General features: G+C 41.1%; 25 protein-coding genes. 9 read left to right on the top strand and 16 right to left on the bottom strand.

Annotated elements, in window-relative coordinates; genetic code table 11:
- Positions 1-134: 134 nt before the first annotated feature.
- The gene (gene tpx, locus ASE55_RS14870; RefSeq protein ID WP_056221273.1) at positions 135-635 is read right to left on the bottom strand and encodes a thiol peroxidase; all 501 of its coding nucleotides are present in this window, start codon (positions 633-635) and stop codon (positions 135-137) included.
- Between the two features lie 169 nt (positions 636-804).
- Between tpx and ASE55_RS14865 the strand changes: the two genes are divergently transcribed.
- Positions 805-3024, top strand: a complete 2220-nt coding sequence (locus tag ASE55_RS14865) for an NADP-dependent isocitrate dehydrogenase (RefSeq protein ID WP_056221272.1) — start codon at positions 805-807, stop codon at positions 3022-3024.
- Positions 3025-3280: 256 nt separating this feature from the next.
- Here the strand turns inward: ASE55_RS14865 and ASE55_RS14860 are convergent, their stop codons facing one another.
- The 4 genes from ASE55_RS14860 to ASE55_RS14845 form a co-directional block, all read right to left on the bottom strand.
- Complete coding sequence (locus ASE55_RS14860; RefSeq protein WP_056221269.1) at positions 3281-4471, bottom strand: MFS transporter; 1191 nt, start codon at positions 4469-4471, stop codon at positions 3281-3283.
- Positions 4472-4541: 70 nt separating this feature from the next.
- Positions 4542-5543 (bottom strand): aldo/keto reductase, encoded by a 1002-nt coding sequence (locus ASE55_RS14855; RefSeq protein WP_056221267.1) that lies wholly within the window; start codon positions 5541-5543, stop codon positions 4542-4544.
- Between the two features lie 87 nt (positions 5544-5630).
- Positions 5631-6530, bottom strand: a complete 900-nt coding sequence (locus tag ASE55_RS14850) for a helix-turn-helix domain-containing protein (RefSeq protein ID WP_056221264.1) — start codon at positions 6528-6530, stop codon at positions 5631-5633.
- 110 nt (positions 6531-6640) lie between these two features.
- Positions 6641-7066 carry a hypothetical protein gene (locus tag ASE55_RS14845; RefSeq protein WP_128414588.1) on the bottom strand — a complete coding sequence of 142 codons (426 nt, stop codon included), beginning with the start codon at positions 7064-7066 and terminating at the stop codon, positions 6641-6643.
- Between the two features lie 211 nt (positions 7067-7277).
- Here ASE55_RS14845 and ASE55_RS14840 point away from each other — a divergent pair, with 211 nt between their 5' ends.
- Entirely contained in the window at positions 7278-7565 is a 288-nt protein-coding gene (locus ASE55_RS14840; protein WP_056221259.1) for a GNAT family N-acetyltransferase, read from the top strand.
- Between the two features lie 2 nt (positions 7566-7567).
- Here ASE55_RS14840 and ASE55_RS14835 read toward each other — a convergent pair whose 3' ends face one another.
- Positions 7568-8665 carry an MBL fold metallo-hydrolase gene (locus tag ASE55_RS14835; RefSeq protein WP_056221256.1) on the bottom strand — a complete coding sequence of 366 codons (1098 nt, stop codon included), beginning with the start codon at positions 8663-8665 and terminating at the stop codon, positions 7568-7570.
- Positions 8666-8808: 143 nt separating this feature from the next.
- Between ASE55_RS14835 and ASE55_RS14830 the strand changes: the two genes are divergently transcribed.
- Together ASE55_RS14830 and ASE55_RS19960 are read left to right on the top strand one after the other, a co-directional pair.
- Complete coding sequence (locus tag ASE55_RS14830) at positions 8809-10350, top strand: S41 family peptidase (protein WP_238585062.1); 1542 nt, start codon at positions 8809-8811, stop codon at positions 10348-10350.
- 62 nt (positions 10351-10412) lie between these two features.
- Complete coding sequence (locus ASE55_RS19960) at positions 10413-10928, top strand: YdcF family protein (RefSeq protein WP_082474590.1); 516 nt, start codon at positions 10413-10415, stop codon at positions 10926-10928.
- Positions 10929-10963: 35 nt separating this feature from the next.
- Here the strand turns inward: ASE55_RS19960 and ASE55_RS14820 are convergent, their stop codons facing one another.
- Both ASE55_RS14820 and ASE55_RS14815 read right to left on the bottom strand, forming a co-directional pair.
- Positions 10964-11560, bottom strand: coding sequence for a hypothetical protein (locus ASE55_RS14820; protein ID WP_056221250.1), 597 nt, complete (start codon positions 11558-11560; stop codon positions 10964-10966).
- A gap of 11 nt (positions 11561-11571) precedes the next feature.
- Entirely contained in the window at positions 11572-12078 is a 507-nt protein-coding gene (locus tag ASE55_RS14815; protein WP_056221247.1) for an RNA polymerase sigma factor, read from the bottom strand.
- A gap of 173 nt (positions 12079-12251) precedes the next feature.
- Here ASE55_RS14815 and ASE55_RS14810 point away from each other — a divergent pair, with 173 nt between their 5' ends.
- On the top strand, positions 12252-13082 hold the full coding sequence (locus ASE55_RS14810) for an alpha/beta fold hydrolase (protein WP_056221319.1): 831 nt from the start codon (positions 12252-12254) through the stop codon (positions 13080-13082).
- A gap of 127 nt (positions 13083-13209) precedes the next feature.
- Here the strand turns inward: ASE55_RS14810 and ASE55_RS14805 are convergent, their stop codons facing one another.
- On the bottom strand, positions 13210-14838 hold the full coding sequence (locus ASE55_RS14805) for an NADP-dependent glyceraldehyde-3-phosphate dehydrogenase (protein WP_056221245.1): 1629 nt from the start codon (positions 14836-14838) through the stop codon (positions 13210-13212).
- 337 nt (positions 14839-15175) lie between these two features.
- Between ASE55_RS14805 and ASE55_RS14800 the strand changes: the two genes are divergently transcribed.
- The gene (locus ASE55_RS14800; protein WP_056221243.1) at positions 15176-15676 is read left to right on the top strand and encodes a hypothetical protein; all 501 of its coding nucleotides are present in this window, start codon (positions 15176-15178) and stop codon (positions 15674-15676) included.
- A 142-nt stretch (positions 15677-15818) separates the two neighbouring features.
- Here ASE55_RS14800 and ASE55_RS14795 read toward each other — a convergent pair whose 3' ends face one another.
- The 4 genes from ASE55_RS14795 to ASE55_RS14780 all read right to left on the bottom strand — a co-directional run bounded on the left by ASE55_RS14795 (position 15819) and on the right by ASE55_RS14780 (position 18794).
- Positions 15819-16274, bottom strand: coding sequence for a hypothetical protein (locus ASE55_RS14795; RefSeq protein WP_056221241.1), 456 nt, complete (start codon positions 16272-16274; stop codon positions 15819-15821).
- A 21-nt stretch (positions 16275-16295) separates the two neighbouring features.
- Positions 16296-16895 carry a TonB-dependent receptor plug domain-containing protein gene (locus tag ASE55_RS14790; RefSeq protein WP_128414587.1) on the bottom strand — a complete coding sequence of 200 codons (600 nt, stop codon included), beginning with the start codon at positions 16893-16895 and terminating at the stop codon, positions 16296-16298.
- 161 nt (positions 16896-17056) lie between these two features.
- A complete protein-coding gene (locus ASE55_RS14785) occupies positions 17057-18232 on the bottom strand; it encodes a cation:proton antiporter (protein ID WP_056221236.1) in 1176 nt (391 codons plus the stop codon).
- Positions 18233-18338: 106 nt separating this feature from the next.
- Positions 18339-18794, bottom strand: coding sequence for an Hsp20/alpha crystallin family protein (locus tag ASE55_RS14780; protein ID WP_056221233.1), 456 nt, complete (start codon positions 18792-18794; stop codon positions 18339-18341).
- Between the two features lie 487 nt (positions 18795-19281).
- Here ASE55_RS14780 and ASE55_RS14770 point away from each other — a divergent pair, with 487 nt between their 5' ends.
- Positions 19282-20085: an EcsC family protein gene (locus ASE55_RS14770; RefSeq protein WP_056221228.1), complete on the top strand. Its 804-nt coding sequence runs from the start codon at positions 19282-19284 to the stop codon at positions 20083-20085.
- Between the two features lie 165 nt (positions 20086-20250).
- Here ASE55_RS14770 and ASE55_RS14765 read toward each other — a convergent pair whose 3' ends face one another.
- From ASE55_RS14765 to ASE55_RS14750, 3 genes are all read right to left on the bottom strand, one after another.
- Positions 20251-21018 carry a hypothetical protein gene (locus ASE55_RS14765; protein WP_056221225.1) on the bottom strand — a complete coding sequence of 256 codons (768 nt, stop codon included), beginning with the start codon at positions 21016-21018 and terminating at the stop codon, positions 20251-20253.
- 287 nt (positions 21019-21305) lie between these two features.
- Positions 21306-21653: a hypothetical protein gene (locus ASE55_RS14755; RefSeq protein ID WP_056221221.1), complete on the bottom strand. Its 348-nt coding sequence runs from the start codon at positions 21651-21653 to the stop codon at positions 21306-21308.
- A 168-nt stretch (positions 21654-21821) separates the two neighbouring features.
- Positions 21822-22541 carry a DUF6261 family protein gene (locus ASE55_RS14750; RefSeq protein ID WP_056221216.1) on the bottom strand — a complete coding sequence of 240 codons (720 nt, stop codon included), beginning with the start codon at positions 22539-22541 and terminating at the stop codon, positions 21822-21824.
- 467 nt (positions 22542-23008) lie between these two features.
- Here ASE55_RS14750 and ASE55_RS14745 point away from each other — a divergent pair, with 467 nt between their 5' ends.
- Together ASE55_RS14745 and ASE55_RS14740 are read left to right on the top strand one after the other, a co-directional pair.
- Positions 23009-23386: a hypothetical protein gene (locus ASE55_RS14745; protein ID WP_056221215.1), complete on the top strand. Its 378-nt coding sequence runs from the start codon at positions 23009-23011 to the stop codon at positions 23384-23386.
- 18 nt (positions 23387-23404) lie between these two features.
- Complete coding sequence (locus ASE55_RS14740; protein WP_056221213.1) at positions 23405-23671, top strand: DUF1883 domain-containing protein; 267 nt, start codon at positions 23405-23407, stop codon at positions 23669-23671.
- Positions 23672-23677 lie beyond the last annotated feature (6 nt).

Here is a 23677-nt window from a genome sequence, read left to right as displayed (position 1 = left end):
TACGGTTTAAACTGTTTGGATTTAAATGATCAGGATCAGCTGCCTGAATTAAAGGTGAAAAAGGATTTTAGTATATAAAAAGAAAAGCCCTGTGAAAAAATAATCTTCACAGGGCTTTATATATTGTATCCGGATTATTTCAGTGCTGCCAAAGCGGCCTCATAGTCAGGTTCATCAGCAATTTCTGAAACCTGCTCGGTATAAACAATTTTGTTGTCTGCATCCGTAACAATTACCGCACGGCTCAACAGACCTTTCATTGGTGAATCTGAGATTGTCAGTTCATTATCGTCCCCGAAAGTCCCTCTGAAATCCGACAGGGTTTCTACATTATCCAGTCCTTCAGCAGCGCAGAATCTTCCCAATGCAAAAGGCAGGTCTTTAGAAACATTGATTACCACGGTATTTTCAAGGCCTGAGGCTTCTACATTAAATTTTCTTGCAGATTCTGCACAGGTAGGGGTATCAATGCTTGGGAAAATATTGAAAACTTTTTTCTTGCCGTCAAAATTTTCCAGTGTTCTTACATTCAGGCCGGAATCTACCAGTGCAAAATCCCTGATGGTTGTTCCTACGGACGGTAAAGTCCCTATCGTATGCACTTCGTTTCCTTTTAAAGTAATGGTTGTTGACATAATTTTATTTTTAAATGTTTCCCAAATTTAATCAAAACCGAAAGTTTTTACCTTACAATAAGGTTAAATAATTCTTAAAGTGGAAAATCTTATTTAGGATTGATCTTAAAAAATTAATTTTTAACTAAATTTGTGAGTCTTAAAAAATCAAATAATAAATAACAGTATAATGTCAGACAAATCAAAAATCTATTACACCCTTACGGATGAGGCTCCTATGTTGGCAACACACTCGTTTTTACCGATTGTAAAAGCGTTTACCAAATCAGCAGATATTGAGATCGCCGTTCCGGATATTTCTTTGGCAGGAAGAATTTTAGCCAACTTCCCGGAGTTCCTGAATGATAACCAGAAAATCGGTGATGCTCTGGCGGAACTTGGCCAGCTGGCCACCCAGCCCGATGCGAACATTATCAAATTGCCTAACATTTCTGCTTCCGCACCCCAATTGGATGCTGCCATTGCTGAATTACAGTCTAAAGGTTTCGCAGTTCCGAATTATCCGGCAGAACCTAAGAGCGAAGAGGAAAAAGCAATCAAGGCCAAATATGCCAAAGTATTGGGAAGTGCCGTAAACCCGGTGTTAAGAGAAGGAAATTCTGACAGACGTGCTCCTAAAGCCGTTAAAAACTACGCCAAGACCAATCCTCACAGAATGGGTGACTGGGCATCTGACAGCAAAACGGATGTTGCCCACATGAATACGGGAGATTTCTACGGTACTGAAACATCAACAACCTTAGAAAACGCTACCCGATTCAAAATCGTATTTAAAGGGAACGACGGTGCAGAAACTTTATTAAAGGATTTCGCCAATCTTCAGGCCGGAGAAGTAATCGATTCTTCCGTAATGAACCTTAATGCCCTGAAATCATTTGTAGAGCAGGCAATCAGCGAAGCGAAGGACAAAAATGTTCTGCTTTCCGCCCACCTGAAAGCAACGATGATGAAAATCTCCGATCCTATTATTTTCGGGGCCATCGTAGAAACGTTCTTCAAGGAAGTATTTACCAAATATGCAGAAACGTTCAGGTCTCTGGATGTTAACCCGAACAACGGTCTTGCTGATCTTTTCGATAAAATCAAAGGAAATGAGCAGGAAGCCAATATCAAAGGGGATATTGAGGCAGCGCTGGTTAACGGACCGAGAGTAGCCATGGTAAATTCTGACAAAGGGATTACCAATTTCCACGTTCCTTCCGACATCATTGTTGATGCTTCTATGGCAGCCCTGGTAAGAGGCGGCGGTAAGATGTGGAACAAAGACGGGAATGAGGAAGATACGGTTTGTATTATTCCGGACCGTTCTTATGCAGGTTTCTACCAGTCTGTTATTGATGATATGAAAGCACACGGAAAATTAGACCCGACAACCATGGGTTCTGTTCCGAATGTAGGCTTGATGGCTCAAAAAGCTGAAGAATACGGCTCTCACGACAAAACATTCCAGGCTGTTGCCGACGGAACGATTGAAGTTCAGGATGAAGCAGGAAGCGTTCTTCTTTCCCAAAAGGTAGAAAAAGGAGATATCTTCAGAATGTGCCAGACAAAAGATGCCCCAATCCAGGATTGGGTAAAATTAGCAGTGAACAGATCCAGACTGTCCGATACGCCTGCGATTTTCTGGCTGGATAAAGGGAGAGCTCACGACCGGGAAATGATCAAAAAAGTTGAAAAATATTTAGCTGATCACGATACCAACGGACTTGACATTAAGATTCTTGATGTGAAAGATGCCATGACAGAAACCCTGAAAAGAGCAAGAGAAGGAAAAGACACCATTTCTGTTTCAGGAAATGTACTGAGAGATTACCTAACAGACCTTTTCCCGATTCTTGAACTGGGGACTTCTGCAAAAATGCTTTCCATTGTTCCTTTGATGAACGGCGGCGGATTATTTGAAACCGGAGCCGGAGGTTCTGCACCGAAACACGTAGAACAGTTTGTTGAGGAAGGTTATTTGAGATGGGATTCTTTAGGTGAATTCTTAGCGCTTCAGGCTTCTTTGGAACACCTTGCACAGACTCAGAATAATACAAAAGCCCAGGTTTTAGCCGATGCACTGGATGAAGCGAATGCTAAATTCTTAGCTACCGATAAATCTCCTGCAAGAAAAGTAGGACAGATTGATAACAGAGGCTCTCACTTCTATTTAGCCATGTACTGGGCAGAAGCACTGGCCAACCAGACAGCAGATGCTGAACTGTCGGCTCAGTTTGCTCCAATTGCGAAAGCAATGCAGGAAAACGAAGAGGTTATTAATTCAGAATTAATTGGTGCACAGGGTAAACCGCAGGATATTGACGGCTACTACAAAACCGACAAGTTTAAAACGTATCAGGCCATGAGACCAAGTACGGTATTGAATGAAATTATTGACGGAATTTAATTCCTGAACCGATTAAAATAAAGTAAAGCTCCTTTTTAAAAAGGAGCTTTCTTGTTTCTGCTAAAGCACAAATGATTTTAAAACAGCATCAGACTACATATTATTTGTTATTCTGACATGAGGAAGAATCTCAGTTTGATCAGATCGATATTCTTTTCTTGATATATTAATTGTATCATACTTTTACGCAAGCTAAAAATACAGGATTGATTATCTATGTTCATATCTGTTTTAAAAGCCGTCAGATTCTTAATTATTAACCATGCGCTTTTCTCAGTTTAATCATGCTTAGAACAAGCAATCCTAAAATCCCCAGCACAAAATACCCTTCTGCCACTTCCAGCTGAACCTGAGGTTTTATAACAGCCACAATACCGTAGCTGATGGCTGAGGTGATGATAAAGGCCACCCCACCTGTCAGCCCGCCTGCAATTCCGGCAGAATTCGGGAAACGGCCGATACAGTAGGAGAAGTAATTGTTGAAAATAAACCCGGCCGTAATATGAATTAAAAAAGCAAAAGCCACCAGGCTGTAAATGTTATTGGAAAAATAAGAAGCGGCAAACATAGCGATAATCAGTCCCAGCTGTACAAAATTTGCATACCGGATCTTGGGTAAAAACGCTTTGTTGATCAGTGCTTTTCCTAAAAAACCACCCGTCATCCAGGCAAATCCAAGGATCAGCGAAACATACCCGGCCACTACTTCCGAATATCCCATTTTATGCTCGATAATAAATGATCCGCACAGATTGAAGAACATAATCATGGAATAGCTCAGTCCGCACATAATCATTCCGTAAAAAAAATCTTTCGCTTTAAACATGGAATTGTATTCCTTCAGTAAAAACTCAAAATGAAAAGGATTTCTTTTTTTCAGCGTTTCCCCAGAAAAGACAAACTCCAGAATGAACAGCAGCAGGCTGTATCCGGCCAGCACATAAAAATTCGACTGCCATCCGAAAATTTTCTGCAGATACCCACCGATAAACGGAGCAATAATAGGTCCTACCGACCAGACAATGGTCATAATGCTGAGGTAATGCTTCCGTTCTTCCCCATCATAGACATCCACAAAAAAAGCCCGTTTTGATACAACGGCGAACCCAGACAGCATGCCCTGCAGAACCCGCATCGCGTAGATTACAAAAATATTCTGGGTAGTTGCGGTAATCAGGAATGAAACCACGAACAGGGCCAGTGAGATCATGGAGATTTTATACCGCCCGAATGAATCAACAATGCTTCCGGCAAAAAACTGGGTCAGCCCGTAGCTGATTAAAAATATCGATAAGGTAAGCTGGATATTGCTTTCCGGCTGATGCAGCCCGACGGCCATACTCGGCATGGAAGGCAGATAGATATCCGTTGCCAGCCCTGACATCGGGATTACGGCAAATGCCAGAACAGTGGCAATAAATTTATTTTTTTCTTTGAGTGTAACCATTGCTGTTTCTAATCTTTTGTAATAAAATCCGGATCCCTGTGCTTATCAGAAACCCGGATCCGTATTGTCTTTAGTTGTTTACCAGTTTCATGGAGCCTTCACTGTATCTTTCCCCGGTATCCGGATATTTTTTCAGGATGGCATCGATGGTTTCCAGATCTGATGAAGAAAGTTCAAGGTTTGTGGCTTCAATATTCTCTTCAAGGTATTTAATGCGTTTTGTTCCCGGGATCGGGATAATGTCTTCGCCCTGGTTCAGTACCCAGGCCAAAGCCAGCTGTGTTCCCTTAACTCCTTTGGAAGATGCAAATGCATTGATTTCTGCAGCCAGGTTTCTGTTATTTTCCAGGTATTTTTCCTGATAACGCGGCAGCGATTTCCTGAAATCTTCATTACCGAAATGCTGAACTTCGGTGATGTTGGAAAACAGCCCTCTTGCCAGCGGCGAATAAGGAACCAGGGTAATGCCAAGCTCACGGATTACGGATAAAATCCCCCCTTCAACATCACGTGTCAAAAGTGAGTATTCCGACTGTAAAGCAGTGATCGGATGCACGGCATGTGCTTTCCTGATTGATTCTGCAGAAGCTTCCGAAAGTCCGAGGTATTTTACTTTTCCGGCCTTTACCAGTTCGGCCATTGCGCCTGCCGTTTCTTCAACCGGAATATCCGGGTCTACCCTGTGCGCATAATACAGGTCGATTTCATCAATCTTCAGCCGCTGAAGGCTCAGGTCAACGGCCTTTCTGATCCATTCCGGAGAACCGTCAAAGTATGTTCCCGGGGCACCGCTGTGACTCGCCTGGCCATCTTTAAACCTGAATCCGAATTTTGTCGCAATAAAAATTTTGTCGCGGTTCGGAACCAGCACTCTGGAGATCAGTTTTTCATTTTCCCCATTGGCATACATGTCTGCCGTATCCAGGAAGTTTACGCCCAGGTCCAGTGCTTTATGAAGAGTCTGTATGCTTTCCTGTTCGTCTGCGGGGCCGTAAGCAAAGCTCATTCCCATGCATCCCAAACCGATGGCAGACAACTCTTTTCCAGTGTTTCCTAATTTTCTGAATTTCATAAGTTCTTGTGATTTAAATTAACAGGACAAAATTATAACAGAAACGGTACGGTTTCAATATAGAAATCAAACGAAGAATTATAAAAATCAAACAACAGCCGTTCTTACGGCATTCGGGGTCATTCCTGTCTGCTTTTTAAAGTAATTGGTGAAATAGGCAGGTTCTTCAAAACCCAGTCCGTATGCAATTTCAGAAACGTTCCAGTCTGTATGCTTCAGCAGTGCGTGCGCCTCATGGATAATCCTTGAGGTAATCTGCTGCGTGGTGGTTTTCCCGGTAATTTCCTTAACGGACCGGTTGAGCGAATTGACATGGATAGAAAGGCTATCTGCGTAATCAGTCGGGGTTTTCAGTCTCAGGTAACGTTCCGGGCTGTCAATCGGGAACTGCCTTTCCAGCAACTCCATGAACAGGACAGCCACCCGTTGCGAAGCATTCTGATACGGTTCAAAATTATCTGCAGGATTCATTTTCATGGTCTCGTGGATCAGCAGGTGGAGATAAGCCCGGAGCATATCATATTTATGCACGTAATCTGACTGGATTTCGGCCATCATTTTATGGAAAAGTCCATTTACCGTTTCCTGCTGCCATTCATCAACAAAGAAAACAGGAGTTCCCCCAACTTTGAAAAGTTTGGAATCATGAAGGGTTCCGAGGCGGTTGCCGTTGTGCAGGAACTGATCGGTAAAAAGACAGAAGAAGCCTTTCTGGTCTTCATTCTCCGCTTCCCATGAATAAGGGACTACAGGATTTGAAAACAGTAAAGCAGGACGGTCAACATAAATCCATTTATCAGCATAATGAAGCGTTCCCCTGCCTATTATCAATGAAATTTTATAATAATCTCTTCTGCTGTAAGGCGTAATGAATGAACAGTGATCACGGGAGAATACATTGAAGTGCCCTATCCCGGGAGTTTTTACGCAGCCGAACTGATCTGCATTGCGTTCATAAAATCCCTTTATTGTTTCTTTAGATTCCATTATTCAAAATTATAAAAATCAAACAAACCTGCCTCATTAATTAACAAAAAAATTGGCTGCTCCGGAGAACAGCCAATCGGTTGGCAATGAATATATTTCAATCACTGCTCTTAATGATTCTTTTTTCCATGGTGTTTGGCCTGTTGGACCTTTACTTTTTTATTCATGTGCTTATAACGTTTATCGTTATTTTTACTTCTGTTATAAACAGCTACAGGATTCTGCCCTTTGTAATATTTATTTTTAAACTTTGCATATTTATCCTTCCCCATGATCCTTTCAAGCTCCATGTACCGGTCATTTCTCCACCGGTCAGGATTACCGACGTACACACTGTTCCAGGAATTGTAATCCCGGTAACGGTCATTTAATGCATATACCTGGTTTGCCTGGGTGTTTGACAGTACAAGATCTGAAATCACGCTTTGCCAGTTGACATCCGTGACACTTCTTCTGTAATCATTGTAATAATCGGACTGTGCATAACTTAAGCCGAATGCTCCTAGAAACACCGCTGTTAATATTAACTTTTTCATTTTTTCCATTTTTGATTAATGATGTATGATGGTCAAATAAAATGCCAGAGACAATTTTTAAATCTATAATATTTGTTAAATATTTATAATTTTTAACATGTAAATCAATTAAATATTTATTAAGTTCACTCAATTGTGTTTAATTTCATTTTAAATCCTTAATTTTAATACATTGATTAATAAAGCACTTTAACCTGTAAATACGATTATTATGGAAAATATAAAATTTCAAGTTTCTCCCCATCAGGATGAACTCCAGTTGCTGATTGACGGAAAAAAATCCGGATATATGTCTGTAAAGATTGACGGCAGGGTACTGATTGTATACTACACCAAGCTCGACGAAGAATATGAAGGTAAGGGTTATGCCAAGATATTACTGGATGAATTGGTAAGATATGCCGAAGAAAATGACTTACTAGTAGATCCTGAATGCGAGTTTGTAAGGCAGCAGTTTGAAAACCATCCGGAAAGGTATAAAAAAATCTGGCATGCTTAACTTTAATCGTTCCACCACCTTTTAAACTGATGATGAGATTCATTCAGGTCAACCGGTTCGCCGATCATCGGAGTCAGGACATTCAAATTTTTATCTTTTCCGAGGCGGGTAACCTGCTCCAGAGGTTCGTTCCATGCATGCAGCGCCAAGGCAAATTTTGAGGAATGCACCGGGATAATATTTTTGGCATTCACGTCTATACTGGCCTGGATCACATCTTCCGGCAGCGCATGGATGTACTTCCAGGCTTCGTTATACTGTCCGTTTTCAATAATGGCGTAATCAAAAGGGCCGTATTTTTCGCCGATCATCTTAAAATGGGTATCATAACCGCTGTCTCCTCCCAAGAATAACTTCTGAGACGGGGTTTCCAAGACATAGGAAGTCCATAAGGTAACATTCCTTCTCGTCTTACGTCCGGAAAAATGCCTGGCAGGGGTAAAAGTAATTTTAATATTGTTCTTTAAAGCTGCTTCAGTTCCCCAGTCTTCTTCAATCAGCTGTCCGGGCTCATATCCCCATCTTTCCAAATGCGCACCGACGCCCAACGGCAGGATTACCTTCCCTACCCTGCTCCTGATGGCTTTTACAGTAGGATAATCCAGATGATCATAATGGTCGTGGGTAATGACCAGGTAGTCAATATGAGGAATATCTTCAGGAATAAACAGGTCTGCCCCGGCAAAAGCCTTGTTAAAAAAACGGAACGGGGAGCCGTAAGAACTCAGCACGGGATCCACCAGAAAAGAGACACCGTCTAACTTCATATAATAGGATGAATGTCCCAGCCATATAAAAACGTCCCGGTCTGCAGGCAGGTTCTTAAGGTCGGTATGTACCGCCGGAATATCTTTTACAGGTTTTAAAAGCGGATTTTTTTTCTTAAAAAAGAAATCAAGCATTACCTTCGGCATGGAATATCCTTCTGCAAGCGACGGCGTGATACTGAGATTCTGAAACTGACGGTCTTTATAATGTTCTGACCGCCGCATCTTTTCCAGCCTTTCCCCTTTGGCTTCTGCGCCGAAGACCTCCCGTCCGGTAATTACAAAATACAGGATAACAACTAAAACGGCTATGGCAATTATGGTGTACATCATTTTTTATAAGGCATCAAATGTATGATATTACAGCATATGACGATCCATAAACCGTAAACCTTTAAATTAATTGAAATAATCATTAATTTATTTTCAGAATAATGGCTAAACTTCTTTATTTTTGGAATCCAATACAACAAGAATTGCAGAAGAACTGTTTCCTCATCTTCTTACTCATTATAGTAACTTCCTGCGCATCAACCAGAAAGCACAATGAGCAGAGATCATCCTGCCTCCCTCCGGAAAAACTGAGAGCGGATATAGATTTTGCCTATTCCAGGCTGAAAGAGTTGCACCCCCAACTCTACTGGTATATTTCAAAAGAAAACCTGGACCATAAATTTGACAGTGTCAAAAAAACAATCCATGAGCCGCTTACGCCGCTGGAATTTTATTTTAAATTACAGCCGGTGATCTCAGATATCCGCGAAGCGCATCTTTCGCTGAGAATCCCGATGAAAAGACTTTCAAGAAAGGACACCAAGGCACTGGAAAACAAGAAAGCCATGTTCAGCCGTTTCGGGTATTATGTTCAGGGGGAACGCCTTTATATTACAGAAAACAAAGATTCAATCCAGGGGATTAAGCCGGGAACGGAAATCCTGTCCATCAATTCGGTTCCGGCTTCGGTTTATGTCAAAAAATACGGGCAGCTTATCAACAGCGACGGTTTTAATACGACCTTCCAGCCTTATTTCCTGAAAGACTGGCTCTTTTATTTTTATGTGGCAGAGAACGGATATGAAAACGGGGCAAAACTGGAAACTCTGTACAACGGAGATAAAAAAACCTATTTCCTGACGAGGGAAACAAAGAACACGGCAGATCTCGAAAAAGATAAGGCACAGAAAAAACGGACGCCGGAGAAAAAAATCAATGATTACGTAGCGTTCAGTGATTCCTACAACCGTCATTTTAAGTTTCTGGATGCCGACAGCAGTGTTGCGTATATTAAAGTAAAGAGTTTTTCAAGAGCCTATTCCGTAAAATTTTACAGTGAAACGTTCAGCAGGATTAAAAAAGCAAAATCTGAATACCTGATTATTGATATCCGAAACAACTACGGCGGATCCCTGGAAGAAATCCATAACCTGTATTCTTATCTGAGCCCGGAACCTTATGTTCTGGTAAAACCTTCGCTGGTAACATCAAAAACCGCTCCCCTGAAAACAAACTATTTCCGTAAAAGCAGCCTGCTGGAATATATTATCAAAGGAATTACCTACCCGGTTTTTTTCTTTGCCCAGACATTCAGTACCTATGAGAAAGACGGGAAATTTTATTACCGCATGAAAGCTGACAAGGAAGCAAAGCCGGACAAAAATGTTTTTACCGGAAAGGTATTTGTGCTGATGAACGGCGGGAGCTTTTCAGCATCTTCTATTTTTACGGCGAAACTTAAAAATGACAAAAGGGCGGTTCTGGTTGGTGAAGAGACAGGAGGTGCCAATGACGGTACGGTAGCCGGCTTTTATTCTTACCAACAGCTTCCGAATTCTAAAATCGACCTCCCCATCGGGCTGGTACTGGTACAGCCCAATATTACCTTTACCAACACCAAAAAAGGGGTCCTTCCGGATGTCGCCATCAAAGAGACCCTAAACGATATCATCAGGAAGAGTGACCCTCAGCTGGACTGGGTGATGGATGAAATCCAAAGAGAAAAAACAGCAAAAACGAAATAGACCCATCCTATTTTATGATAAAAAAGCTTTTCACCGTTTTTAAAATTACTGTATCCGTACTTATGGCATGGTTTATCATTCATTCTGTGTTCATTATAGTTGACGGTATTTCTGATGACGGTAAAAAAGCAGACCTTGCCGTTATTCCGGGAAGCAAAGTGAATGAGGACGGTACTTTGTCAGAAAGGCTTAAACAGCGTCTTGAAAGCGGAATCGATTTGTACAAAAGCCACCGGATCAGAAAGATCCTGGTCAGCGGAGGACTGGGAAAAGAAGGCTATTACGAAGGAGACCGGATGAAAGCATTCCTTATTTCAAGAGGCATTCCCGATTCTTTGATTACAGTGGATAACTTTGGGAACAATACAAGGGCAACGGTTGAAAACACATTACAGCTGAGGAAAAAGTTGAAGTTCAGCAGTATTATGGTCGTTTCCCAGTATTTCCATGTGACCCGGACGAAAAAATTATTTAAAGACCGTGGTTTTAAAGAGGTAAGCAGTGTCAGCCCGGATTATTTTGAATGGCGCGATTTATATTCGCTGCTCCGGGAATTTCCGGCTTATTATATACAGTAAAAATAGATTACGGCGGGCTGAAAGCCCGCCGTAATCTATTTTTCCAATTCATTCAAAAGATTCCTGATCTGCAGAATATATTTCCCGTACAGCCTTTTAAACCAGAAAGTCCCGACAGCAAACAGAGCAAATAATCCGAAGATCAGAGTCCCGATAAGCACAGTGGCAATTTTTGCATCGGAAAGAGGCTGCGACCGTGGGATAAATTCCATGACAATAATGAGTTCACATACCAGGAACGGAACAAAAGTAAGGTAGAACGAAAGGTAATACTGCTTGTTTAAATCAAACTGGTATAAAAGGTCTTTCAGGCTTTCAGACGTCTTCATCACAGGATCCGTCATATCTTTATAAAGCTGAAAGAATTTACTGAAAAAGAAAAAAGTGACGCACACCATGGAAGCTAATAAGATGGACATGTAAAATTTAAACTTAAAAGGTGCTTCACAGGAATAAACAATAAAAAATCCGAAAATAAAAAGGGCAAAAGTGGACCAGAATTCCATGCGCATATTCTTACGCATTTTTTCCAGCGGAAGATGGATGGTTTTCTTCTGTTCCATGCTTATTTCCGGAGTATCTGCAAAGGAATCATCTTCATTCCATGCGTTTTTAAGCTCATCTATATTCATAATTTCTTGATTTAAAAGTTAGTGGTATTGTTTTGTAAAATCTCTTTCAGTTTATTTTTGGCACGGTTCATCTTCACCCTCACATTTCCCTCAGAAATCCCCATCTGCCCGGCAATTTCCTTTCCGGAAACGTCTTCGAGGTAATAGAAGATAAATGCTTTGTCAATGGGATTCAGCTGATGGATTGCTTTATACATGGCACTCAGTTTTTCTTCCTTTCCGGCATCAAATTCTTCCTGTACAATTTTATAATCAGAAAATTCTTCCTGGCCGATAAAACTTCTTCTCTTTTCATTTTTAAGGAATATGATGGCTGTATTCAGGGCAATCCTGTACAGCCACGTAGAAAATTCGCTCTGGCCCCTGAAACAAGGATAGGCTTTCCAGACCTGATAGGTAATCTCCTGAAAGAGATCATCCCGGTCATCTTTTTTATCCATATACATTTTGGAAATCTTAAAAATGATTCCTTTATGTTTTTCGATTTGCTGTAAAAATTCCTGTTCTGCTGAGGCCATGATTTCTTATGCTCTGTAACGTTAGTTCCTCTTTTAAAAAATTGTTACACTTTTTGTGAAAATAATTAAAAAACGGATGCAGGTATTGGATGCTTTTCTGGATTTATCAATTTTATACCAGATTTTTATGGCTCAATATTTGTGACCCCTCAGTTACATCAAAAAATATCAATATGCCTTACATCACAAAAAGCGACAATAAGAATGTCGAACTTTATTATGAGGATTTCGGATCCGGACAACCCATTATTCTGGTCCACGGATGGCCGTTAAGCGGCAAATCATGGGAAATGCAGATTCCCGTTCTTTTGAATTCAGGGTACCGTGTTATTTCATATGACAGAAGAGGTTTCGGAAAATCATCACCTACTGCGGACGGATATGATTACGACAGCCTGGCGCAGGATCTTCATGAATTAATCTCCCAACTGGAGCTGAAAAATGTAATCCTTTTCGGATTTTCCATGGGCGGCGGCGAAGTGGTACGTTACCTGACGAACTACGGTTCTGAAAACGTAGACAAAGTAGCCCTGATTTCTTCCATCATTCCGGTGGTAAAACAAAAAGAAGACAACCCGGACGGTGTTCCACAGGAAAAGCTGGATACGATTATGGAAAGTTTAAAGACCGACCGTGTTACCTTCCTGGAATCATTCCACAAAGATTTTTACAACTACGGACTGCTTTCAAAGTCAGTAAGCCAGAAACAGCTGGATTACGACTGGTCTATCGCGTCATGCGCCAACCCGATTGCTACCATTAAATGTGCAGAAAGCTGGGCCAATACAGATTTCCGCCCGGAACTCGGTAATGTGAATGTAAGGACCCTGATTGTACACGGCGATGATGATAAAGTAGTCCCTATTGAAACGGCCGGTCAGCAGGCGGCACGGGGAATTGCCAACAATGAATTCAGGATTATCGAAGGTGCACCACATGGATTAAATGTTACCCACGCAGAGGAACTGAACAGCATTATCAGCGGGTTTTTAGCCACTGAATAACTTCTGTCAGTATATAAAAAAAACGGCCAGCATTCAATTGCTGACCGTTTTTTTTATGATAACTATTAATTATCATATGTGAAATCTGCTTTAAAATATGGCTTAATGTTTATTAAAAATTTTCAGATTAAAAAATATAATCAGTACTTAGGAAATTAGAGTCGTGGTCCCTGACAATGCTATTCAACAGGGTTTTATTGGAATCCGTGATTTTTGCCGCTACCAAAGAACGGATAGAGAATGAACGCAGTGCATCAAAAACGGAAAGCGTGCCTTCTGCACTGTCTTTTCTTCCGGTGAATGGGAAAACATCAGGGCCTCTCTGCGCCTGGCAGTTGATATTTACACGGCTTACCAGATGAACAAACGGGTCAATCAGTTTGGAAACCTCCATCGGGTCTTCACTGAAAATACTTACCTGCATCCCGTGGGAAGCATTCACCTGATAGTCGATCGGCTCTTCGATATCTTCAAAAGGAACCACCGGAATAACCGGGCCGAACTGTTCTTCATGATAAAGTTTCATATCACTGTTAACAGGATATACCACAGCAGGAAAAACAAAAGATTCTTCAGTCAGGCCTCCGTTTTCGTTAAGTACTTTTGCACCTTTGGAAACGGCATCATCAATACATTCTTTTAAATAAGGCGGCTTGTTCACTTCCGGAAGCGGCGTGATCTTTACATCTTTTTCCCACGGAAGGCCGGCCTTCATGGCTGAAACTGCAGCGGTTAATTTTTGGGTAAACTCTTCTGCCACTTCTTTCTGTACAAAGATCAGCTTAAGCGCCGTACACCGCTGCCCGTTAAATGAAAGCGCACCCAGCATACATTCGCTTACCGCCACATCCAGATTCGCATGTTTGGTCACGATGGCTGCATTCTTTGCATCCAGGCTCAGGATCGCGCGTAAACGGTTTACTTTGGGGTGAAGCTTTTTCAGCCCGTTGGCCACTTTACTGGAACCGATAAAAGCCAGGACATTTATTTTTCCGCTTTCCATAATTGGCGTGATGATCTCTGCTCCTTTTCCGTATAACGTATTGACGGTTCCTTTCGGGAAAGCCTCTTTAAACGCCTTTAATAATGGGTAGTGTGCTAAAACCCCATGCTTGGGAAGCTTAAACAGGATGGTATTTCCCATGATCAGTGCCGGGATCAGCGTCGTAAAAATTTCATTTAAAGGATAATTGAACGGCCCCATGCTCAACACCACGCCAAGCGGTGCCCTTCTGATTTGTGCAATCGTACCTTCGGCCTGCTGAAATCTTGACGATTCCCTGTCCAGGTCTTTTAAGGCATCAATGGTCTGGTTAATATAATCTACGGTTCTGTCGAATTCCTTGGTAGAATCAGCCAGGGTTTTCCCGATCTCCCACATCAGCAGTTTAATGATGAGGTCACGTTCTTTAATCATCAGGTAGACAAACTTCTGCATACATTTGATACGCCCTTCTACGGACATGGTAGGCCACTCGCCCAGCCCGTTGTTATAGGCTTTTACCGAAGCATCCAAAACTTCCATCGCCTCTTTCGGGCTGATGTTCGGGATGCTTCCCAACAGCTTTCTTTCCAGTCCGTTTTCCGTACGGATGCAGACCGGTGAATAAATTTCCGTTACCTCACCGCTCCACTCTACCAGTTCCCCGTTAAGGAGATAGACGCGCTGATGGATCTCGGGTACTTTATATTCTTCAGGGATTTCGTTTTCAGGTTTGAACAGGTTATGGAATGAAGTCGTGTTTTCTGAACTCATAAGTCTTTTATTTTTTTAATAAATAATGGTGAATTGATATTTGAACAGAATAAAGGTAGCCGTAAAATTTGACTTTAAAAAGAGAAGGTTAATAGATTTGCTCTATTTACGGGGTTTTTGAATGAGAATTAATATGGGTATTTTATTTTAACTCATATTCCCTAATAATCCGTAGATCTGCAAACCGTGAGTAACCTATAAAATTGCCATAACTTTAAACACAGATTATAATCCGTGTCATCAAATTCATTTTTGTAATTTTCTTTATATTTGAAAAATAATAACCGTTGGGCTTTAGCAAGAAACAACAGACTGTTTAAAGCCAGATACCATACCCATGAAGGAAGAAAATATAAATAAGCTGAATACTCTGTTCTCAAATCTGAAATCGGAGGAGCAGAAGCGGAGAGAAAGCCTGGAAAAGAAGAAAAGCGAAGAAGACCTGTTTATTGAAGGTTTCAAAAACCTGTGCAAAAATTTTATAGATCCCAAAATGCAGGAGTTCAGGAGGATGCTGAGAGAAAACGGATTTGGATGTAAAATCACCTTCAGTGAAGAGCATACCACCGGATCGGGCATCCATTCCCAATGCCATATCAGACTTCAGGTTTCAAGGAATGTAAATTCTAATTTTTATGCAAACGACAAGTTTCCGCATATCATGTTTACGGCGGATAAAAACTTAAAGCGAATCGGGGTTCACCTGGATACTATTTTCCAGAATGGTACCGGAACAGCAGCCATGAAACCCCAGACCTATACGCTTGAAACACTTGATGAAGATATGATAGAAAAAGAAATTCTTGATTCTGTCGAAAAAATACTGGTGAACAGGTAATGAATGAATCAGGTTAATCTGTTTCCTGTTTTCATTTCTGTTATCTAAAAAACTGCTGTACTCCAGGGTTAACTATTCAATTCATATACTTCGGCTATAACGGGATCATAAGACGAAATGTACAGATCCGGTTTGATAAATTTCAGTCTCCGTCTCCACCAATACCATTAAATTCTTTTGTAGAATAATGCAGGAACAGCAGTATCAGCAGATCATCAACACCATCATCAGCCGCCATATGAAAAACCGTTTCCTTAGATCTGTTTCTTTCTTCACTTATTTCTGCCAGCAGGTTTCCTTTTTCAGATAAACGGCTGGTTTTACCCAATTTAAAATAATAAACCCTTACCTCTTTACCGGATTTAATAATGCGCTCTTTGGCTAAATCCGTAAAATAAATTACTCCATTTGCATTGAAAAGTTCAACATCATTTTTTAAAAATCCGACATTCCGGATGTCATAGCTTCGGGATCTGAATATAATATAATGCTTTAAAGAAAAAAAATTGCTTACATCTGCTATTCTTCCAATTTCTTCACGAGCTTCCGTAAGCAGAACAAACTGTTTTCCATAATGCTGTACAGTATACTTTTTCAATAAATTATCTTTTAGTCATTATTATTTTCTCTTTCTTTTTACCGTGACCAGGATTACTCCGTTCTTAGCTTTTTCACCATAGAGATCAGTCGCAGAAGCCCCTTTGAGTACCTGTAACTCTTTAACGGATTTCGTGTCAAGGGCTTTGAAATCACTTTCCGTGCTCACTTTGCCATTGATGACGTATAAAGGCCGGTATGTGTCCAGGCGTACCCGGTGGATGCCACCTAAAACAAGGTTCCGGGTATCCGCCGTATCCTTCTTTATCAATCCGGGCATTACTTTTCCTGTTACTTTTGATTGTCTTATTACCTTTTCCTGTGGTTCCTGCTGTTGGGCATGGATAGGGATAATTCCTCCTGCTGTCACTACAAAACCTACCGCAAACTTAACAAAAAGGGAATTGATATGGGAATACTGGAGATCGCGGTTAAGCTGCGAAGCCCTGAAATGTCCGCATACCGTTTCGGAAATCCCGGAAAAAACGGTGGCAATGTCTTCATCGGAAGCCGCTGTAAAATCCCTGACTGTTTTTGAGCATACTGAGCAAAATCTTCCTTTTTCATCCGGCGTCATCGTATCCCAGTTCTCATGGCAGGGTTGAGGTATTGTAATTTTCATATTAAATCTTTTATCTTTAACAGTATAGATGCCTGATTTAATGAAAAGGTTGGAAACGGACAAAAGATTTTATGCATTCCGGCGCAAAACTGTAGTACTAAATTAATAATTTTCAAAAACCAACCTTAACCGTTCAGAAATATTGGATTAAAGCAACCAGCTCAGCCTAAAGAATGCCGTCCTGAGTACCGTTTATCCGTCATCGATTTAAAAACCGTAATCCATACCGTTGACAACAACAGGGAAAGACAGGTGATGCACAACCCGGCTTTGTAAAGGTCATAAGGAATAATCTCTGTTTTATAGGCAATGGCCAAAGCAAGGATTCCGAATTCCCCGGTCTGCGACAGTAAGGCCCCGCCGTACCAGCTGTCTTTCCAACTGTACCGCAATATCCTGAAAACAATGGCAGACATCAGGCTGTTGCTGATCAACACAAACAAGGTCCCGAGAAGGATGATTTCATAATGCTGATAGAAATACGCAAGGTCCAGCCTCAGCCCAACCGATATGAAAAACAGCGTGATGAAAAAAACCTTGAACGGAACCAGCGAATGCTCCAGCCAGTTCAGCATTTTCAGCCGTCCTACCATCACTCCCGCCACAAAGCTTCCCAGTGCGCTGCTCAGCCCGATGAATTCAGCAAGCAGCCCGAATCCCAGACAGATCAGCAGCCCGGTAAATACCTGCAGGTCATGGTCGTTTTCAATACTGGCAAAAAACTTCGGCATCCTGATCTCCTGGGCATTCCTTATTTTCTTAAACAGCAGGAAAACCGCCACACTGAAAAGAACCGGCAAAACCATATTCCATAACCGGGCCTCTTCCCCACTCCAGGCTTTGAGCAGCGTTAGGACAGGCGCGAGCAGCAGATCCTGCACAATCAAAATATTAAGAATAGTAACCCCGAAAGCGGTATGAAGGGTATTGTGCTTTTTAAGAAATTCACTCACAACTGCCGTACTGTTAAAAGTAAATAATATGGCCACAAGGATCGTACTCCTGAATTCAAGGCCGATGAAATGCCCGATAAGGAAGGCAAATGCGAGGCTGAGCAGGATCTTGATTCCCTGGGCAATCAGCGGTTTTATAACCAGGCTGTGATGGTTCGGGATATTGATTTCCATCCCGAGAAAAAACATCAGAAGGAGAATCCCCATTTCACCGATTACTTCAATCTGATGGATTTCGGTAAATACTTTCAGGACGTACGGGCCCAATAAAATCCCGGCTATGATATAGGCAATAAGATAAGGCTGCCGGAACTTTTTCAGCAGGAAGATCAGTCCGGTGGTGGTAAGGCACAGAACAGATACCGATAAAAGTAATGTATCCATATAATACGGTTATTTGATCTTTAAAATACATTCAGAGATTAAACAAAACATCACGAAATAACAATTGGTTTTCCTGGGGAAAACCAATTGCAGTAAAGTCATTGTATTATTGAATTTCGATCAGGCGGGGTGCCTGTTTCTTCGCTTTCTCCGTTTTAGGGATGGTGAGCTTCAGAACGCCGTTCTCATATTTTGCTTCAATATGCTCTTCATCCACCACATCCTTGGCCAGCTCAAAGCTTCGCCGGAAAGACTGGTAGCTGAATTCCTTACGGGTATAGCGGTCTTTGGTTTTCTCCGTTTCATTCTTTCGGGAAGATGAAATGGTCAGAAGGTTGCCTTCAAGGGTGATCTGGAAATCTTTTTTCTCCATTCCCGGTGCGGCTACTTCCACTTCAAAATGATCAGTATTTTCCATGATGTTCACCGAAGGAACGGTGGTTAAAGTGGAAGAAAAATTAGTATTGCCCCAGTTAAAAAGTTCGCGGCTGAAAAAGTCATCGAACAGTGCGCGTGGACTGGCAGGGAGCATGCTGCCGCTGTTTCTTTTTACGATTGACATAACAAACGAATTTTAAAAGGTTAAACATAATTTTAATGAACTCATCTGAATATTTTCAAACAATATGCCACATGCCGGAGCGTGAAAATCTGTCACCCAAAATGAAAAATTGTCACTGAAGATATGACATGATATACTTAACTGACAGATGATTAACTTCCTAACTAAAAAATATTCCGGGCTGAAAAAGAAGCAAAAACAGGGAATAAATGAAATGATAAAAGTGGTAGGCCGTTTTTTAAAAATGTTCCGTATTTTTAAGCTTACAATTATACTGTTACCCGCCGTGCATTTTAAAACGCCATACGTCCGTTCAGATGTTTTCCGCCATACAGAGGAAAATAGACTGAGAACCTATCCGGATACCCAGAATAGGATTCCCGATATAAAATTCTTTCGGAACTTCATCCGGGCCGGCGGTTCGCTATATAAATCATTAAGATCCACATTACATTATTAATCAATATTTATTACCAATTATCAGATCATGAACATATCCGCAGATCATCACCAGGAATTATTCACGGCCATGCAGATTCTGGAAAACCCCGGAATAGCCGCCAAAATAACAAACCTTATCGGCTCCCCTATTGAAAAAGGACTGGAACGCCTCCCGGCCAGCTGGAACGGAAAAATAGGCGAAATTACAAAAACCGCTTTGCTGAAAGCAGCTGATGCCGCGGTGCTGACCATGAAAGAGTCACCAAATTCCAAAGCTTCAAACTTATGGCATAAAATAGGCGTTGCTTCATCCGGTGCCATCGGCGGTTTTTTCGGTCTTCCGGCGCTTGCTATTGAACTTCCCCTTTCCACAACCATTATGCTGCGCTCCATTATTGACATTGCACGCAGCGAAGGCGAATCCATCAATGATCCGGCTACGAAACTGGCCTGTCTTGAAGTTTTTGCCCTGGGCGGTAAAAGCCAGTCCGATGATGCCACCGAAAGCGGTTATTTTACCGTCAGGGCAGCCTTATCAAAATCGGTGGGCAGCGCGGCTGAGTTTATCACAAAAAATGCGGTGGCAGATAAAAGCGCGCCCCAGCTGGTAAAACTGGTCGTGAAAATTGCATCGCGGTTTAATATCCAGGTAACGGAAAAAGTGGCAGCCCAGGCCATTCCTGCCATCGGTGCAGCGGGCGGAGCCATCGTTAATACCATTTTCATCAATCATTTCCAGGATATGGCCAAAGGGCATTTTACCATAAGACGGCTGGAAAAAGTCTACGGTAAAGAACTCATCCAGTCGGAATATGAAAAAATGGCAGCACATAGAAGATCAATAACCTGATTCACCTGCCTGTAAAAATAAAACGGAAAGACCGGTTTAAATAAACCATGCTGAATTTCTCAGCCCCGGCAGATTAAATTCCCATAAAAATCTGTGGAATCTGCGGGAATATAAAAGTCTCCGACATAATAAAAGAATAAACCTGCCCAACAGCAGGTTTATTTTTTAAGCATTCACCAGGTGAAAATACCGCGGATCCGGATACTGAAATTCAAAATCCAGCTCTGAAATTAATTTTGCAGGCGATAGGGTTCTGCCTTCTGCGATACGTTCACCCGAATACGGAAGGTCTTTCTGCGCATTGATCACCTCCTCTTTGTTGGGATGCACAGGCGCCACCACATTGTATACTTTAGATTGTGACTGGTTTTCCAGCATTTTCTCAATCACCGAACAGATATCTGCATAGTGGATATGGTTCACCAGCTGATCCAGTCCGGAAATATTATAATTCTTTAAAAGCCGGTCACCGCCCATTAATCCGGCCAGTCTCAGGATATTGGCCTGTGGGAATTTTCCTAAGATGAAACGTTCACTTTCCACCTCCGCAGCGGGCTGATCATCTTCCGTAAATTCTTTTTCGGCCTGGGGATAGACTCCGGTTGAGCTCATCAGGAAAATCTGCCCTCTGTAATCCCCGATGAATTTCAGCAGGTTTTCCCGCCTCCCCGTCATCGGAACCTGCGCTCCCCGTATCCCGGAAAACGGAACGCCAATAATGATGGCATCCAGATCCGGTGCAGCGTTCCACGGTTCTGTTTCGGAATCCGCTTCATCCGGAAAACTTGCCAAAGTAACATGATAACCTTTAGATTCCAGCTCACCTGTTTTAGACGGTGTCGTGGTAGTTGCAAAAATTTCGTACCGGTCTGCCAGCCGTTCTGCAATGTGGTTTCCGAGCCAGCCGCAGCCGATGATTCCTATTTTTTTCATATTTTATTTTTTATTTCAAAGCATGATAATTTTCGTCCGGATCCTGAAAGTTCTGAAGGACTCTATGAATATATAAAACGTTTTCTTCATAACTGTAAATTAATGAATTGTATTTTGTTATAAGCAGTTTATGAAAATTTGTATCTTCATACTTCTGGAAGATAACTTTTTTATCAGGCAAAATAGTAATTGCTTTTTTAAATTTCTCAAAGAAATCTTCCAAAACATCAATTGACCATTTTTCCAAAAGATAAGATTCTATATTTAAAAGATCCTGTTGCGCTTTTTCAGATATTTCTTAACGCATCATCTTTATATTTTTCAATACGTTTTCTCATATCTTCTAAAACAGTTTCACCCGGAATTCCTTTACCATTTTTGAAATCCTGCTCAGTTTTTCTCAAAGATTCCAGAGTCTCTTCCTTGGTTTCATTGCGCCACGGTTTCACTTCTATGGTTTTGGAAATTACCAGAAGCTCCTCCGGCGTAAATCTCTTTTCCTTCAGCTTCTTGAAGAATGTAGGTTTCTTAATTCCGGATTTCTCAATGATATATGACATTTTGAAAGGCGAATTTTTAAGGACCTCATCTATATTGTTCTGGATCTCGATGTATTTTTCTATTTCTGCTATCATTATCTCATGCTTTTAAGTATCGGTTTATGAGACAAATATAGGAAATATATCATACAAGGTATCATCATTTATAAGTTTGTTTAGATTTCCTTTAACTATAATCTCCCGCAGGAAGGCCTGCGGGAGTAAGATATGAGCAACGGTGTCGAAATATTTTTTACCGGATGGTTAAGCATTTCCGGATGATCCGGTTTCTGTTTCCCGGCCGGCTTTCTGCTGATAAGAATTTTTCGCCGCTTTTACCAGTTCATTGGTATCGTTATAGAACAGCTCCCATCCGGTAACGTCTTTCATGGCGGTTAATAAATTGATGTAAGATTTCAGGTTCTTTTCAAGATCTTTGCGGATGGCGCTTGCGCTGGTCATCTGGCGGAGTTCGGCATTGGCTTCTGCCTGGCCTGCAAAGATTACCTCAAAATTTTCATGCTTAGATTTCATTTCTGCAAATGCTGCAGTAAGAGACAGCAGGGTAATTTTCTGCGTGTTTTCAGCAGTTTCCAGTTCCTCAATCAGCTTGCCCATCTGTGCGGTCTGCGAAGAATAACTTAACCGGTCAACATCCAGCCCGAACTTTTTAAAAACCGCATACAGATCTTCAGCTGCCTGGCGGTTCGCTGCGGAGGGCAGTTTCCGGTATCCGTTCAGGAAGGCCTTCAGACTGGAATAGGCCATATCCCTTTCATCATCCGCTGTTGATACATCCTTCCCTTTTCCGCTGTAAACCTGCTTGGCATACACCTGATCATACAGCGTATAAGAATTCTGTAAAGCCGTAATAAGAGGATGGTTGGTAATGGCAGGATATTTACCTGATTGTGCGTTCGAAATAATTCTTTGAGCCAGAGTCGCAAGGTCCTTGGTGCTCAGTTTAGTGAGTGCAATTTTCATTTGTTTGTGTTTTAATTAATGAATTAGAAATCAAATATAAAAAAAACTTTTGTGGTAGCAAACAATCTTGTTTTAAACCAACGGAGTGCTCCGGAACTCACAAACACTGTTGTTTTAAATAAACGGAGCCCTCCGGAGCTTTCCCGCAACTTGCAGGAGACTTCGGGAGTCCTCCGGAGATTACAAACAGGGTTGTTTTAAACAAACGGAGGAGTTGGGAGGTTTGTTTTGAGGTTGTTTGGGAAGTTTGAAGAATTCGGGTGGCTTTGGCAGGAGATGTCTCGAATATATAGATTTCTACATCGTACTCCGTTAGCGCAAACTTTAAGCTCATGCTGTGCTTTATTTTGTAGTACGAGCATGATCCTCATACCAGCAGGAGGTTGTTTTTAAATTTAACATTTTCTTATTGTATTTCATTGCTGCAAGCTTCAGGCTTACATACTAAATTATTTTTTTAGAAAATTATGGATTTCCATAATTTTCAACAAGTTAAGTTATATACTTTTGAGAAAAATAATATTATGACACTAAAGTTCAAAACATCAAATGCGACTAATTTCAAAAACGAAATTATAAAACTTATTAATGATGGAAGGTTATCCACATGGGAAATATTAATAATAGACGGTACAGAATATTTAAAACATACTGGGCAATGGGGCCAAAAAGGTGTTATAAAACTAACAAAAGATAATAACAATGAATATTTAACATCACAAGTTTTTAAGTTTGATAGTTACACTGGGGAAGTTAAAGATTTTGAAGGTTATTATCTCGGAAGATTTTGCGAATTAATTTTTGTAAATTTTCCTAAGAATTTTTCATCTATTGAAAAGAACTAATGCTTTAAATAAAAATTAATGAAATATCAAGTACATGATTTAGGACAATTAAGCGGTGGAGAAATAGTTGAAGTGACTTTAGCAGGGACTGCTGCAAATGTTAAACTTATGGATAGTTCAAACTTTTCAAATTATAAACATAGAAAAAATCATAAATATTACGGAGGATATGTAACTCAATCTCCTTATAGAGTTTCAATTCCAAATTTAGGAAGATGGTATATAACGATAGATTTAGGAGGCTATTCAGGAACAATACGTTCTTCAGTAAGAATTATTAAATAATTGATA

The sequence above is a fragment of the Chryseobacterium sp. Leaf201 genome (genome assembly GCF_001421435.1).
Taxonomy (GTDB): Bacteria; Bacteroidota; Bacteroidia; order Flavobacteriales; family Weeksellaceae; genus Chryseobacterium.
The sequence above is the reverse complement of the archived record's forward strand: the minus strand, read 5'-3'. Positions and strand labels throughout refer to the sequence as shown.